The organism is Embleya sp. NBC_00896 (genome assembly GCF_045207785.1).
In the GTDB taxonomy this organism is placed as follows: domain Bacteria; phylum Actinomycetota; class Actinomycetes; order Streptomycetales; family Streptomycetaceae; genus Embleya.
The window spans coordinates 6,869,730-6,884,963 of record NZ_CP108776.1 but is presented as its reverse complement, the minus strand read 5'-3'; the positions used below and the strand labels follow the sequence as shown (position 1 = coordinate 6,884,963).

Here is a 15,234-nt window from a genome sequence, read left to right as displayed (position 1 = left end):
TCAGTGTCCCAGGGGCTTGGTGGGGCCCTCGCCGTCGGCCTCGACCGCCGCGGCGTCCGGGAGCGGCGCTTCGCCCTTGAGGTACGGCGGCGCGAAGAGGCGCAGCCCGTGGTAGGCGACGATGACCACGATCGTGCCGAGCGGGATGCCGTCCAGTTGGAAGTCGTCGGTGATCTCGAGCGACACGTTCCCGATCCCGATCACGACGCCGGCCGCGACCGGGACGAGGTTGAGTGGGTTGCCGAAGTCGATCCGGTTCTCGATCCAGATCCTGGCGCCGAGCAGGCCGATCATGCCGTACAGGATCACCGTGATGCCGCCGAGCACCCCACCGGGGGTGGCCGCGACGATCGCGCCGAACTTGGGGCACAGGCCGCAGAGGATCGCGAACAGCGCGGCGGCGTAGTAGGCGGCCGTGGAGTAGACCCGGGTCGCGGCCATCACGCCGATGTTCTCGGCGTAGGTCGTGGTGGCCGGGCCGCCGACCGCGGTGGAGAGCATCGTGGTCGCGCCGTCGGCCGCGATCGCCCGGCCCATCTGCGGGTCGAGGTCGTCGCCGGTCATCTGGGCGACGGCCTTGACGTGTCCGGCGTTCTCGGCGATCAGCGCGACCACGACGGGCAGCGCGAGCAGGATCGCGGACGTCTTGAAGTCGGGCGAGTGCATCGTGGGCACGCCGACCCAGTCGGCGGATCGGACCCCGTCGAAGTTCACCCGCCAGTGGTCGACCACCGTGCCGGAGCCGTCGGCCGAGTGCACCTTCCCGAAGATCAGGTCGGCGACCCAGGACAGGAGGTAGCCGAACACCAGCCCGAGGAAGACCGCGATCCGGGACCAGAAGCCACGCATGATCACCATCGCCACGAGGGTGAAGGTCATCGTCAGGAGCGCGATCCACTGGTCCTGCGGCCAGTAGGACTTCGCCACGACCGGCGCCAGGTTGAAGCCGATGATCATCACGACGCCGCCGGTGACCACCGGTGGCAGCGCGGCGTGCACCACCTGCGCGCCGAGCACGTGGATCGCGACGCCGACCAGGCACAGCACCGCGCCGACCACGCACATGGCACCGGTCAGGTCCGCGATGCTGTCGCCGGCCGCGCTGATCGAGGCCGCGACGCCGACGAAGGACAGGCTGCTGCCCAGGTAGCTGGGCACCTTCCCGCGCGTGATGAGCAGGAACAGGATGGTCGCGACGCCGGACATCATCACCGCGAGGTTGGGGTCGAGGCCCATCAGGATCGGGGCGATGAACGTGGCCCCGAACATGGAGACCACGTGCTGGGCGCCGAGCCCGGTGGTCCGCCCCCAGGACAGTCGCTCGTCGGGCCGAACCACCTCACCGGGCCCCGGGGTTCCCCCGTCGCCGTGCAGCTTCCATCCGAGACCGAGCCCCATCGGTATCTCCTTGTAGACATACAAATGAACAAACTCATAGATGGCCGCAGCCCATTCGGCGCTTGCGGACACCAAGCCGAAGAACGAACTTCACCGAGCCCGGGCGGGGTTTGCGGCCGGCTCGACCGAAGGCCGGGTCGATCAAGCCCGGCCGGCGCCTGCGGACAGGCGGGCCGCCGGCCGCCCACCCGGTGCCGTGACGGCACCAGCGCCGTGACGGCCCTAGTCCGCGAGCGCCACCACGTCGCCGACGATCACGATGGCCGGCGGCCGCAGCCCCTCGGCCGCGACCGCCTCGGCCGCCGCCGCCAACGTCGTGCGCAGCACGCGCTGCGTGGCCATCGTGCCCTCCTGAACCACCGCGACCGGCGTCGAACCGGCCCGGCCGTGCGCCAGCAGCGCCGCCGTGATCGGCCCCAACCGCTCCACCGCCATCAGCAGGACCAGCGTCCCGCGCAGCCGGGCCAGCGCCGCCCAGTCCACGAGCGAGCGCGGGTCGTCGGGCGCGACGTGCCCGGACACCACGGCGAACTCGTGCGCCACCCCCCGGTGGGTGACCGGGATACCGGCTATCGCGGGCACCGAGATCGCGCTGGTGATGCCCGGTACGACCTGGCAGGGCACGCCCGCCTCGGCGCACGCGAGCGCCTCCTCGAAGCCGCGTCCGAAGACGTAGTTGTCGCCGCCCTTGAGCCGCACGACGAACCTGCCCGCCTTCGCGTGCTCGATCATCGCGTCGTTGATCGCCTCCTGGGCCATCGCGCGCCCGTACGGGATCTTCGCCGCGTCGATCACCTCGACGTGCGGCGGCAGTTCCCCGAGCAGCGCGCGCGGGCCGAGCCGGTCCGCGATCACCACGTCGGCCTCGGCGAGCAGGCGCCGGCCGCGCACGGTGATCAGGTCGGGGTCGCCGGGGCCACCGCCGACCAGGGCCACCCCGGGGAGTACACCGCCCGTACGCTCCTTGCGCGCCGCGAGCGAACCGTCGTGCAGGCCCTCGACGATCCGGTCCCGGACGCCGGCCGCGCGACGCGGGTCGCCGCCCGCGAGCACCGCGACGGTGAGCCCGTCGTGCCGCCCGCTCGCGGGCGTCCACGCGCTCGCGTGCGACGCGTCGTCGCAGCGCACGCAGAACACCCGCAGCGCCTCGGCGTCCGCCGCGACCGCCTCGTTGACCTCGGCCACGTCGGTCGCCGCCAGCGCGTACCACGCGCCGTCCAGGTCGCCGGGCGCATAGGCGCGCCGGGTCCAGCGCAGTTCGCCGCCCGTGGCCATGCCCTCGACCGCCGGAGTCGCCTCGGGCGCGACGACGAGGACGTCCGCGCCGGCGTCGAGCAGGGCCGGCAGTCGGCGCTGGGCGACGGTGCCGGCACCGACCACGACGACGCGGCGGCCCTCGAGGCGCAGGCCGGCGGGGTAGGCGGGAGGACCAGGAAGACGGGACATCGTTCTCACATTTCCGGGTGGGGCGGGGTGCTTATCCAGGTGGGACGGGGTGCTGCGGGGGCATTTTTCGCGCGGAAAGGGCACCTCTGCCACTCCATCGTGGCGGAGATGCCCTTCACCCGCTGTGGGCGGGGGTCGAGAATCAGTCGGTTTTGCCGCTGACTCCCGCCGAATCGAACGTGGCCACATCGTGCAGCACGCGCACCGCACTCTGCACCAGCGGCAGGGCCAGGACCGCACCCGTACCCTCGCCGAGCCGCAGTTCCAGCTCGACCAGTGGGCGCAGCGACAGCTTCGCGAGAGCCGCCGCGTGGCCGGGTTCGGCCGATCGGTGGCCCGCGACGCACGCCTGGACGGCCTCGGGCGCGATGGCCTGCGCGACCAGGGCCGCGGCGCCCGCGATCACGCCGTCGAGCACGACCGGCACGCGCAGCGCCGCCGCGCCGATGATGTAGCCGGCGATCGCGGCGTGCTCCAGACCGCCGATGGCCGCCAGTACGCCGATCGGGTCACCCGGGTCGGGTTCGTGCAGCGCGAGCGCGGCCTTGACGACCTCGATCTTGCGGCGGTGGGTCGCGTCGTCGATACCCGTGCCGCGCCCGGTCACCTCGGCGACGTCCACGCCGGTGAACACCGAGATCAGCGCGGCGGAGGCGGTCGTGTTCGCGATCCCCATGTCGCCGGTGAGCAGGCACCTGTTGCCGGCGGTGACCAGGTCGCGCGCGACCTCGATGCCGACCTCGATCGCGGCGATCGCCTCGTCGCGGGTCATCGCGGCGCCCTGGGTCATGTCCCCGGTGCCCGGACGGATCCGGCGCGGGAGCAACCCGGTCGCGTTCGGCAGCTCGGTCGCGACGCCGACGTCCACGACGCAGACCTCGACGCCGACCTGCTTGGCGAACGCGTTGACCACGGCGCCGCCCGCGAGGAAGTTGCGCACCATCTGCGCGGTGACCTCCTGCGGCCACGGCGACACGCCCTGCGCGTGCACGCCGTGGTCCCCGGCGAAGACCGCGACGGCGGCGGGCTCGGGGACCGGCGGCGGGAAGGTCCGGGCGAGTCCGGACAACTGCGCGCCGATCGTCTCCAGGATGCCGAGCGAGCCCGGCGGCTTGGTCATGTTCCGCTGGTGCTCCCAGGCCGCGCCGAGCGACTTGGCGTCGAGCGGGCGGACCGAGCGCAGCGTCTCGTCGAGCAGGCTGACCGGTTCCTCGCCGGGCAGACCGCGCCGACCGTACGTCTCCTCGTGCACGACCCAGGACAGCGGCCGGGCCTTGGCCCAGCCGGAGGTCTCGAGTTCGGGCTCCTCGGGGAACGCGTCCACGTAGCCGACGCACAGGTACGCCACCACGTCGATGTGATCGGGCAGGCCGAGCGCCTTCGCCAGCTCGCGCTCGTCGAAGAAGCTGACCCAGCCGACCCCGAGCCCCTCGGCGCGCGCGGCGAGCCAGAGGTTCTCCACCGCGAGCGCGCTGGAGTAGGGGCCCATCTGCGGCTGGGTCTGCCGGCCGAGCGTGTGCCGGCCGCCGCGGGTCGTGTCGACGGTGACCACGATGTTGACCGGGGTCTCCAGGATCGCCTCGACCTTTATCTCCAGGAACTGCTTGGCCCGGGCCTTGGGCAGCGAGGACGCGTACGCCTCGCGCTGCCGCCGGGCCAGTTCCTGGACGGTGACCCGGGTCTCCTCGGAGCGGATCACCACGAAGTCCCAGGGCTGCGAGTAGCCGACGCTGGGCGCCGCGTGCGCGGCCTCCAGCACCCGGACCAGGACGTCGTCCGGGACCGGGTCGGGTCGGAAGCCGACCCTGATGTCGCGCCGCTCGCGCATGACCCGGTGGACCGCCTCGCGCGAGGCGTCGTCGTAGCCGGGGGCCGCGGGGCCGCGTTCGACCTCGGGGACGTCCGGGGCCTCCGCCGCCTCGGCAGCCTCCGCCGGGTCCTCGGCCGCCTCGGCGGTGGGGTTCTCGTTCTCCGCGTGCATCGGTACAGCCTGCGCCGGCGACTCCGGGGCCGCGACCTCGGGGGCTGCGGGCGGCGCGGGCTCGGCGGCGACGGAGGACGCGGGGAGCAGCACCGTGACGGCGGTCGGCGAGGCCTGCGGGGTCTCCTCGGCCGCGTCGGCCTCGGCCGGCGGGGTCTGCGGGCTCGCCTCGACATCCGGGGTCGCAGGGGCTGCCTCCGGCTCGGCCGGGGCGACCGCGGCAACCGGCTCGACCGGTTCGACCTGCTCGACCGGCGACGGACCGTCCGTGACCGCGCCGACCGGCTCGGCCGGGGGCGGCGGAATCCTGGGGATCTCGCCGGTCGCGGTCGCGGGTTGCGGGGTCGGCTCGGGGGTGGGCGTGACGTGCGGGCCGTGCATGGTGGTGCCTTCGTCGGACGTACGTGGATCTGCCGGGTCGCCGGGGACGACCACGACGGGCTCGGGCTCGACGGGCTCGGGCGCGACGGCCGGGGGCTGGGACTCGGCCGCGGCCTCGACCGGTTCGGGCGCCGCGTCGGACCGCGGCGCGTCGGCCGGGGTGTCGGCCGGGATCGCTTCGGCGACGGGCGGGGCGACGGCCGCTTCGCGGCGGGGGCTTCCGTCACGACGGCCTCGGCCACCGGGGCCTCCGCCGCGACGACCCGTGCCGGAACGGCCTCCGGAACCGGCGCGGACGCGGCCGGCGCGGACGCGTCGGGCCCGACCGGACGCACGGCGTCGGCCGGCGCGGCCTCGGCGGCCGACTCCGTACCGGCGCTCGGCACCTCGGGCCGCACCGGGGCATCGCTCGGCCCAGCCGCCGTCTCGACCGCGACCTGCGTGCCACTCGCCTGCTCGGCGACGGGTACGGCAACCACCGGCTCGACCGGGACCGACTCGGCCTCGGCCGCGACTTCGGCCGCGGCCTCCGCCTCTGCCGGAACCGACACCTGTCCCGACGCCGGCACGGCGTCGCCTGCCGCGACCGGCCGGGCGACCGGCTCGGCGGCCTGTGCGGCGGCGGTCTCGACGGGCGCGGCCGACGCATCGGCCGGCCCGCGTCCGAAGCGACCTGCGGCGCGCCCGACTCGACCGGTGCCGACGACTCCACCGGAGCCGGCACCGCGACCGGCACGGCCTCGGCTGCCGGAACGGCCTCCGCCACCGGCGCGACGACGGGCTCGACCGCGGCCGGCTGCTCGACAACGGGGGTCTCGGCCGATGCGGCGGCGACCGGTACCTCGGCCGATGCCGCGCCCGCCTCGACGACCACGGTCTCGACCGGCGGCGCGGTCGGCGCCGCCTCGGGCGCCACGACCGGACCGATCGGCGTCGCGACGACGGGAGTTCCGCCCTGCTCGGGCAGCGCGGCCGGCTCGGGGTCCGGCTTGCGCCGCCGGGCACCGGTGCCGTCGGGCACGACCGGAACCACCGGCTGCGCGGGCGGTCCCGACTCGGCCGGCGCGGGAACCGCGGCGGGTGCCACGACATCGGGTGCCGGCTGGGGGGCGACCCGGACGACCGCCTGCGCGGCGCCGGAGTCGGCGACCGCCTCCGCTGCTTCCGCCTGTTCGACCTGCTCCACCGGCGCCACGACCGCCGCGAACTCGCCGGCCTCGGCCGTCGGCGCCACGGGCGGGTTCGGCCACGGCTCGGCCGCGACCGGCGGTGCCGGAACAGCCGTGTCCGCCACGGCAGTCGGCCCGGCGGGTACCTCTACAACGTTCGCCTCGGCGACAACCGGCGCGGCCGAGGCCGCGGCCTCGGCCGGCGGTGCGGCGAGCCGGGCCGCGGCCGTCTGCGCGGCCAGCGCGCTCACGACCGCGTCCGGCGCGACCTGGACCCGGCGCGGGTGCGCGGCCTGTGGCGGCACTCCGGGCAACGGTTGCGGTATGGCCGGCGCGGTCACGCCCTGCACCGGCGCGGGGGCCGGCGCCGCGGGCGGCGGGGTCGGTGCGGCCGATTCGACGACCGGCGCGGCCGGCGGCGAAGTCGGTGCCGGCGGCGCGACCTGTACGGGCATCGGCGGCGCCAACTGCGGCCCCGACGACTGCGCGGGGATGCCGGTGTTCACGGCGTCGCCCACCGGGTGCGCGCCGCTGTGCGGGCCGGTCTGCTGCGGCGGAACGGGACCGCGTCCCACCCGGCGCTGCCTGCGCGGCGGCAGCGTCGTGCGCTGCGGCACTGCGGCGGCCACCGGGAACGGCGGCGTGTCGGCGGGGTTGCCGCCGACCGGCTCGTCGGACTGCTGCGGCTGGTCGGCGTTCTGCGCCGCGCGCACGCGCCTGACGCAGCCGGCCACCGGTCACCCCGGTCACCCCGGGCTGCTCGGGAACCGTGCCCGGCACGGCGGCCTGCGGGGTGGCGGGCTCCGCCACGGGCGGCGCCTGCGGCGGCACCGTCGGTTGGCCGGCCGAAACGCCCGAGGCGTACTCGGGATCGGCCGCCGGCGCGGCGGCGACGGGCGGCGCCGGCGGAAGCGGCGGAAGCGGTGCGAACTGCGGTGCGGCGGGCGGCACCACGGGCACCGCCTGCGGCACCGGCGCCTGTTGCGGCACGGCCTGGGCCGGCGCCGGGTAGGGCTCGGCGACGCCCTGCGGCGCCCCGTACTCCCCCGGGCCGAAGCCCTGGACCGGCTGCGGAACCTCCTGATGCGGCGTCATGGGTCCCGGCGGATACGGGATCTGACCGGCCGTCATCGGCGGGGGGTAGACCTCCGCCTGCTGCTGCTCCGGCTCGTCGAGCACCATCGCGGCGAACATGCCGGACTGCGGGCCGGGCACGGCGTCGTACGCCTGCTCGACCGGCGGTACCTGGATCTGCCCCGACGCACCGTCACCGGCGGCCGCCATCCGGTCGGCCAGGGACATCCCGGGCACGGCCGGCGTCGGCACGTTCGGATCGGCCCAGCCTGCTTGTGGCCCCGGCATCAACAGCGAGTCCTCGTCGTCCAGATCGTCGTACGGGTACGGACCGGCCGGCTCCCCAACCGGACCGGTGCCGGCGGCGTGCCTCGCCGGGACAGGGCCCAAGCCCTCCCCAGCAGGTCGGCGCTCGTCGGCTTCGCTCATGTAACTACTCCTTCCAGGGCAGCCGCGAAGGCCAGCGTCGTGGCACGATCCCGCACCGCGATCCGAAGCCAGTCCGGACCGAGGCCCGGAAAGGTGTCGGCCCGCCGAACCGCGTAGCCTCGCTCCCTCAGCTGCTCGCGGATCTCCGGGCCCCCCTCGATCCGCGCGAGCACGAACGAGGACCGGGGAGCGACCGGTAGTCGCATCCCCGAAACCGCGCGCAACCTCTCCACGAGGTACGAACGGTCAGCCGCGAGCGTAACGGCCAACGCCTCCGCCTGCGCGAGCGCCTCCGGCGTGCAGCACGCCTCGGCGGCGATCAGCGCCGGTGTCGACACCGACCACAACGGCTGAGCGTCCGTGAGGATGCGCACCAGATCCGGGGAAGCCAGGACGTAACCGATTCGAAGTCCCGCCAACGCCCAGGTTTTCGTGAGACTTCGCACAACGACGAGGCCGGGCAGGTCGCGTCTTTCGGCCACGCTTTCGAGTTCGCCGGGGATGGTGTCGGCGAACGCCTCGTCCACCACCAGGATCCGGCCGGGACGCGCGAGCGCGGCGATCGTCGAGGCCCGGTGCAGCACCGAGGTCGGGTTGGTGGGGTTGCCCAGTACGACCAGATCCGCCTCGTCGGGGATCCGGGCCGGGTCGAGCGTGAAGCCGTCCTTCTCGTCGAGGACGACCCTGTGCACGGTGTGGCCCGCGGCGCGCAACGCGGCCTCGGGTTCGGTGAATTGCGGATGGACGACCACCGCGTGCCGCGGGGTCAGCGTCCGGGCGAGCAGGACGAAGGCCTCCGCGGCGCCCGCCGTGGGCAATACCTCGGCGATCGGTCGCCGGTGTCGTGCCGCGATCGCGGCCCGCGCCCGGCGCGTGTCGGGGTAGGCGGCGAGGTCGGCGAGGCTCGCGACGAGCCGGCGCGTCAGCCACGGCGGTGGCGCGGACAGCCGGACGTTGACGGCGAGATCCACCAGACCGGGCCCGAGTTCGGAGTCGCCGTGATGGCGCAGATCCACGTCCTGTTCGGCGACCGCGCTCGTCGTGCCGTCCCGTTCGTCGGGGATCGGCCCATCGAGTCCTGTCATCGCGTCATTGCCCATGTCCGTGGTTCCCGTACCCCTGCCCCGTGCCCCTGCCCCGCCCGTGTCGTTCGTGTCCATGATGGTGGTGATGGTGCCCGCTCCGACGCCCGGGGTCCCGGCGTTGACCACGAGCCGGCGATTTCCGATCGATTCTTCGTACGGAACCGATCGTTCCGCGCCCGAGTCCGGCCACCCTCGCACCCGTCACGTCGTTTGTTGATGCGACGGCTCGTTCGCCACCCGCCGAGCCACCCCCGCCCAGGCGCTGTCCGAATGTGCCGCGATGGCAACGGTACAGCGCGGACGCGCGCCCACGCCGCGGGTCTTGGGCACCACCAACTCGCCCGGCGCGCCGCCCGCGACCGGGCCGAGCAACGCGGCGGCCTCGGCGACCCCCGGCGTCCCGACGGCGGCCAGCACGCGCTCGGACGGGTGCGGCACCGGCACGCGCGCGAGTTCCTCGGCCGGATGCGCGGACAGCGGCAGGCCGAGCAGCGCCGCGCCGCCCACCAGACCCGGCTCGCCCACGCGCGCCTGCACCGTCACCAGCGCGACGACCGCCGCACGCGCCAGGCCGGCGCCGGCGAGCGCCGCGCACACGCTCGCGCGGACCTCCTCCGCCGTCACGCCGCGCGCCGCGCCGACGCCGACCACCAACACCTGATGACCCGTCAAGGACGATCTCCCCACAGCACGAACACCGGATGCACCGTGTCCAGCCGCCGCGCCCCGCCGCTGACCGGGGCCAGCCGGGACGCCTGTAGCAGGCAGCCGTCCACCGCGTAGCCCGCGCGTTCGAGCACCGCGCGCACCTCGGCCACCAGGTCCACCTCGGTCAGCGCGACCACGATCCGCTCGGGCCGCCGCGCCGCGCACGCGGCCACCGCCCGCGGCCCGCCCCGCCGACGAACACCACGTCGGGCAGCGGCAGCCGCGCCAGCACGTCGGGCGCCTTGCCGTGCACCACGCGCACCTCGACGCCGAACCGGGCCGCGTTCTCGGCGATCAGGTCACACCCGAACGCCTCCTTCTCGACCGCCACCACCGCGGCGCCGTGCCGCGCGCACTCGACGCCGACCGAGCCGCTGCCGGCCCCGACGTCCCACACCAGGTCGCCGAGCCGCGGCCCGAGCCGGGCCACCACGAGCGCGCGCACCTCGGCGCGGGTGATCGCACCGGCGCGATGCGCGTACGCGTCCTCGGCCACCGCCCACCCGCGCACCGGACCCGGGAAACCCGGGCGTTCGCCCGCCAGCCAACCGCCCGCCGCACCCGGGCGCGGGGTCGGGCCGATCACGATCACGACGTCCACGTCGGTCCACTCGCGCCCGATCGCGTGCTCGGCGGAGAGCATCGAGATCTCCTCGCGCTCGGTGCCCAGGTTCTCGCACACCACGAACGTGCGGGGCACATCCGTGAGCAGCGCGGCGAGTTCGGCCGGACCCGCACCCGACCCGGTCAGCACGGCCACCTTGCCGAAGGCCCGGCACACGTTCGCCGCGCGCCGGACGTCGCGCCCGAGCGCGCTGACGATCCGCGCGTCGTCCCACGGCATCCCGGCCCGGGCGAACGCCTGCGCGACCGAGGACACGGCGGGCACGATCTCCAACTCCAGCCCGTACTCGGCCCGATGCAGCACCCGCACGATGCCGAAGAAGCCGGGATCACCGGCCGCCACGACGACCGCGACGCCGCGATGCTCGCCGATCCGCTTCGCCGCCACGTGCACGTTGCCCAGCAGCACCCGCTCGGCCTGCTCGGGCACCGCGACGGCGTCGAGCAGCCGCTCGGCGCCCGCGACCAGCGTCGCGGTACGCAACGCCTCCGCCGCCCGGGTCGACAGCGGCCCGCCGTCGTACCCGATCACGGTCACCCGATCAGCCATGGCCATCCCCTCGCCGTGCCGAACCCCGGGGAGGGTCCGCGCGTGGTTGTTCGGCGGCACCGCGCACGACGCCCCACTCGACACGACGACGGCTCCCCCGCGCGAGGTTCCACCGATCACCGACCGAGCGTGACTCCTTCGTTCGAATCCGTGTGCGTACCGGCGTTCGGGGTCGGGGCCGGGTCCGGCCGCGCGCCGGGTGCGCGCACCGCCGCCGCGCACGAGCGCGTGAACCGGCGCGCCAGGTCGGGCGCGCCCGCCCAGTGCGCGTGCAGGTAGGAGGCGTGCACGGATCCCTCGATGTGCCCCTCCAGGCCGGTCTCCCCCAGGCTCCACGCGGCGTCGCGACCCGCCCGCGGGGTGAGCGTCGTGCGATGGAACTCGTGCCCGCGCACGACCCGGCCGGTCTCGGCGAGCACCGAGTCGTGCACGGCCGTCGCCTCGCGATAGCCCAGGGTCAGCCGCTCGGTCATCCGCGCGTCCGCGTCGAGCACGCCGCACATCGGCGCTCCGTCCAGGGTTCGGGCCAGGTAGAGCAGGCCGGCGCACTCGGCCGCGATCGGGCCGCCGCGCGCGGCCAGCGCCACCACGTCCGCGCGCAACGTCGCGTTGGCGGACAGCTCGGCCGCGTACACCTCGGGGAACCCGCCGCCCACCACCAGACCGGCCGTGCCCGCGGGCAGCCGCTCGTCGCGCAGCGGGTCGACCGTGACCACCTCGGCCCCGGCCGCGGTGAGCAGTTCGGCGGTCTCCGCGTACGCGAACGTGAAGGCCGAGCCGCCCGCGAGCGCGATCGTGGGCCGACCGGCCACCCGACCGGCCACCTCGCGGACGGGGTCCCACGGCTCGACGGGCAGCGCGCCCGCGCTCGCGGCGATCCGCCGGACGGCGGTCAAGTCGATGCTGCGCGCGATCAGTTCGCCGAGCGCGTCCACCGTGCGCACGGCGTCGGCGTGCCGCTCGGCAACCGGGACCAGGCCCAGGTGCCGGGCGGGCTTGGCGATCGCGTCGTGCCGGCGCAGCACGCCCAGGACCGGCATGCCGATCTCGTCGAGCGCCTCGCGCAGCATCAGTTCGTGCCGGTCGGAGCCGACCCGGTTGAGGATCACCCCCGCCACACCCACGTCCGGCTCGAAGGCGGCGAACCCGCGGACCAGCGCGGCCACCGAGCGGCTCTGCGCGCGGGCGTCGACGACCAGGATCACCGGCGCCGCGAGCAGCCGCGCGACGTGCGCGGTGGAGGCGTACCCGCCGCGCCCGGCCGCGCCGTCGAACATGCCCATGACGCCCTCGACGATCGCCAGGTCGGCGCCGCGCGCGCCGTGCGCGAACAGCGGCCCGATCCGCTCCTCGCCGACCAGGAACGGGTCGAGGTTGCGGCCGGGGCGACCGGCCGCGAGCGCGTGGTAGCCGGGGTCGATGTAGTCGGGCCCGACCTTGTGCGGCGAGACGACGTCGCCGCGCCGGGTGAACGCCGCGATCAGGCCGGTGGCGACGGTGGTCTTGCCGTGCCCGGACGCGGGCGCGGCGATCACCACCCGGGGCAGGGCGGCGGAGCTCACCACTCGATACCCCGCTGGCCCTTCTGTCCCGCGTCCATCGGGTGCTTGATCTTGGTCATCTCGGTGACCAGATCGGCGGCCTCGATCAGGCGCGGGTCGGCGTCGCGGCCGGTGATCACCACGTGCTGGCTGCCGGGCCGGTCGCGCAGTACGCCGACGACCTCGTCCACGTCCACCCAGCCCCACTTCATCGGGTAGGTGAACTCGTCGAGCACGTACACCCGGTAGGTCTCGGCGGCGAGATCGCGCTTGATCTGCTCCCACCCCTGCCGGGCCGCCTCCGCGTGGTCCTCCTGGGCGCCCTCGCGCTGGATCCAGGACCAGCCCTCACCCATCTTGTGCCAGGTGACCGGGCCGCCCTCGCCGCTCTCGTCGTGCACGCGCCCGAGCGTGCGCAGCACGTTCTCCTCGCCGACCTTCCACTTCGCCGACTTCACGAACTGGAACACGCCGATCGACCACCCCTGATTCCAGCCGCGCAACGCGAGCCCGAACGCGGCGGTCGACTTGCCCTTTCCGGGCCCGGTGTGCACGACGACCAGCGCCCGATTCCGCCGCTGGCGCGTGGTCAGACCGTCGTCGGGAACATGCGTGGGAACGCCTTGCGGCATGGTGGTCTCCCATGTGTCTGCCGGATTTCGGCGGGTGTCGGCGGGTGTAGGCGAGTATCGGCGGGTGTAGGCGAGTGTCGGCTGGTATCGGTGTACATCGATGAGTATCGGTCGATGTCGGTGCGGCGAGCGGTGGTTCAGGCGACCGAGCGGACATCGCGCACCAGGGTCGCGAGGCCGTCGGCGGCCAGTTCGTCGAGCGTGACCGCGGGCGCCCCGAGGTCGACGGCGAGCCGGCCCGCCAGGCCCAGCCGCACGGGCCCGCTCTCGCAGTCCACGACCAGCGCGGCGACCCCGGTCGCGGCCAGCAGCCGCGCGGCGCGGCGGCTCTCGCCGAGCGCGTCCCGGCCACCGGTCGCGCGGCCGTCGGTGACCACGACCACGAGCGGCCGGCGCAGCGGATCGCGCAGCCGTTCCACCCGCAACGTCTCGTGCGCGCGCAGCAGTCCGGCACCCACCGGGGTCCGCCCGCCGGTCGGCAGCGCGGCCAGCCGGGCCGCGCCGATCTCGACCGAGGACGTCGGCGGCAGCACCAGCGACGCGTCCGCGCCGCGGAACGTCACCAGTCCGACCTTGTCCCGCCGCTGGTAGGCGTCCAGGAGCAGCGAGAGCACCGCGCCCTTGACCGCGCGCATCCGCTTGCGGGCCGCCATCGACCCGGACGCGTCCACCACGAACAGCACGAGGTTGCCCTCGCGGCCCTCGCGGACCGCCTCGCGCAGATCCGCGCGCCGCAGCAGCAGTCCGGCGCCGGTGCGGCCGCGTGCCTTCTGGTGCAGGGCCGCCGCGCGCACCGTCGCCGCGACGTGCAGCCGGGTCACCCGGCCCGCGGCGACCTGCGACCCGGTGGTCCGCCCACTCGCGGTCCGCGCCCGCGAACGTCGCCCGGCCGCGCCCTGGCCCACGCCGGGCACCGAGAACAGCCGGGTGCGGAACGGCTCGGCCGCCGCGACGGCGGCCTGTTCCCGGCCTCCGCCCGAGCCGGTGGGCGCGCCCTCGACGGGGGCGTCCTCCGTGCCGGGGGCGGAACTCGGCGCGGCCTCGGTGCGCTTGGGGGCCTCCGCCGCGTCCGCCGGCCCGTCGGTGGGTTCCGGCCCGTCGGCGCCGTCCGTACCGTTCGCGTCCGGCGGCGGCGAGCCGCCCCCGTCGGGACCGTCCGGGTCCGACTCCGGATCGGGTTCGGGTTCGGGTTCGTCCGGGTCGGCGAGCGCCTGGTCGAGGTGCTCCTCGTCCAACCCGGGCGCGTCGAACGGGTTGCGCCGCCGCCGGTGCGGCAGTGCGAGCAGGGCCGCCTGCCGGACGTCCTCGGCGGTGACCTCGGTGCGCCCGTGCCAGGCCGCCAGCGCGATCGAGGTCCGCGCCGTGACCAGGTCCGCCCGCATGCCGTCCACCTCGAACGACGCGCACACGCGCGCGATCCGCTCCAGCTCGGCGTCCGGCAGCTCCACGTCCGCGAGCACGGTCCGCGCCCGCAGGATCCGGTCGGCCAGTTCGGCGTCCTCGCCCGCCCAGCGCGCCGCGAACGCGTCGGGGTCGGCCTCGTACGCCAACCGCCGCCGCACCACCTCGGCCCGCTCGCGCGGCTCCCGGCTCGCCGCGACCTCGACGGTGAGCCCGAACCGGTCGAGCAACTGCGGTCGCAGCTCGCCCTCTTCGGGGTTCATCGTGCCCACGAGCAGGAACCGCGCGGCGTGCCGCACGGACACACCCTCGCGCTCGACGTGCGAGGTGCCCATCGCGGCCGCGTCGAGCAGCAGGTCCACGAGGTGGTCGTGCAGCAGGTTGACCTCGTCGACGTAGAGCACCCCGCGATGCGCGGCGGCCAGCAGGCCGGGCTCGTAGGCCTTGACGCCCTCGGTCAGCGCACGCTCGATGTCCAGCGAGCCGGCGAGCCGGTCCTCGCTCGCGCCGACCGGCAGTTCGACCAGGCGCGCGGCGCGGGTGCCAGCGGGGACGGCCGGATCGTGCGGGCCGTCGGGGCACCGCCCGTCGGGCGCCGCCGGATCGCAGGAGAACCGGCATCCGGGCACCACGGCCACGGCCGGCAACTGCCCGGCCAGGGCCCGCACCATCGTGGACTTCGCGGTGCCCTTCTCGCCGCGCACGAGCACGCCGCCGACCGCGGGCGAGACCGCGTTCAGCACCAGGGCAAGGCGCAGGTCGGCCAGGCCGACGATGGCGGAAAAGGGGTAGGCGGCGCTCACGGGCGTCGCCCC

Annotated in this window: 10 protein-coding genes and 1 pseudogene; all 11 read right to left on the bottom strand. The window is 75.3% G+C overall.

Annotated elements, in window-relative coordinates:
- Positions 1–1,398: a uracil-xanthine permease family protein gene (locus tag OG928_RS30715; protein WP_406289788.1), complete on the bottom strand. Its 1,398-nt coding sequence runs from the start codon at positions 1,396–1,398 to the stop codon at positions 1–3.
- A 222-nt stretch (positions 1,399–1,620) separates the two neighbouring features.
- The gene (gene cobA, locus OG928_RS30710; protein WP_406289785.1) at positions 1,621–2,844 is read right to left on the bottom strand and encodes a uroporphyrinogen-III C-methyltransferase; all 1,224 of its coding nucleotides are present in this window, start codon (positions 2,842–2,844) and stop codon (positions 1,621–1,623) included.
- Between the two features lie 142 nt (positions 2,845–2,986).
- Positions 2,987–5,188, bottom strand: a pseudogene (gene cobT, locus OG928_RS30705) (nicotinate-nucleotide--dimethylbenzimidazole phosphoribosyltransferase); the annotation flags it as partial.
- A 241-nt stretch (positions 5,189–5,429) separates the two neighbouring features.
- The gene (locus OG928_RS30700; RefSeq protein ID WP_406289782.1) at positions 5,430–7,088 is read right to left on the bottom strand and encodes a hypothetical protein; all 1,659 of its coding nucleotides are present in this window, start codon (positions 7,086–7,088) and stop codon (positions 5,430–5,432) included.
- A gap of 786 nt (positions 7,089–7,874) precedes the next feature.
- On the bottom strand, positions 7,875–8,963 hold the full coding sequence (cobC, locus tag OG928_RS30695; RefSeq protein ID WP_406289780.1) for an Rv2231c family pyridoxal phosphate-dependent protein CobC: 1,089 nt from the start codon (positions 8,961–8,963) through the stop codon (positions 7,875–7,877).
- Positions 8,964–9,164: 201 nt separating this feature from the next.
- Positions 9,165–9,635: a cobalamin biosynthesis protein gene (locus OG928_RS30690; RefSeq protein ID WP_406289778.1), complete on the bottom strand. Its 471-nt coding sequence runs from the start codon at positions 9,633–9,635 to the stop codon at positions 9,165–9,167.
- A complete protein-coding gene (locus OG928_RS30685; RefSeq protein ID WP_406289777.1) occupies positions 9,632–9,844 on the bottom strand; it encodes a hypothetical protein in 213 nt (70 codons plus the stop codon). The genes OG928_RS30690 and OG928_RS30685 overlap by 4 nt, the downstream gene beginning before the upstream one ends.
- Positions 9,796–10,845, bottom strand: coding sequence for a precorrin-6y C5,15-methyltransferase (decarboxylating) subunit CbiE (cbiE, locus tag OG928_RS30680; RefSeq protein ID WP_406289775.1), 1,050 nt, complete (start codon positions 10,843–10,845; stop codon positions 9,796–9,798). The genes OG928_RS30685 and cbiE overlap by 49 nt, the downstream gene beginning before the upstream one ends.
- Before the next feature lie 116 nt (positions 10,846–10,961).
- The gene (locus OG928_RS30675; protein ID WP_406289773.1) at positions 10,962–12,407 is read right to left on the bottom strand and encodes a cobyrinate a,c-diamide synthase; all 1,446 of its coding nucleotides are present in this window, start codon (positions 12,405–12,407) and stop codon (positions 10,962–10,964) included.
- Positions 12,404–13,018, bottom strand: a complete 615-nt coding sequence (gene cobO, locus OG928_RS30670; protein WP_406289770.1) for a cob(I)yrinic acid a,c-diamide adenosyltransferase — start codon at positions 13,016–13,018, stop codon at positions 12,404–12,406. Before cobO ends, OG928_RS30675 begins: the two co-directional genes overlap by 4 nt.
- 137 nt (positions 13,019–13,155) lie before the next feature.
- Positions 13,156–15,222 (bottom strand): putative cobaltochelatase, encoded by a 2,067-nt coding sequence (locus OG928_RS30665; RefSeq protein WP_406289767.1) that lies wholly within the window; start codon positions 15,220–15,222, stop codon positions 13,156–13,158.
- Positions 15,223–15,234: the final 12 nt, after the last annotated feature.

Coding starts and splice junctions, on each gene's coding strand:
- cobO (WP_406289770.1), bottom strand. CDS start 13,018: ATGCCGCAAGGCGTTCCCACGCATGTTCCCGACGACGGTCTGACCACG.
- cobC (WP_406289780.1), bottom strand. CDS start 8,963: ATGACAGGACTCGATGGGCCGATCCCCGACGAACGGGACGGCACGACG.
- cbiE (WP_406289775.1), bottom strand. CDS start 10,845: ATGGCTGATCGGGTGACCGTGATCGGGTACGACGGCGGGCCGCTGTCG.
- OG928_RS30715 (WP_406289788.1), bottom strand. CDS start 1,398: ATGGGGCTCGGTCTCGGATGGAAGCTGCACGGCGACGGGGGAACCCCG.
- cobA (WP_406289785.1), bottom strand. CDS start 2,844: ATGTCCCGTCTTCCTGGTCCTCCCGCCTACCCCGCCGGCCTGCGCCTC.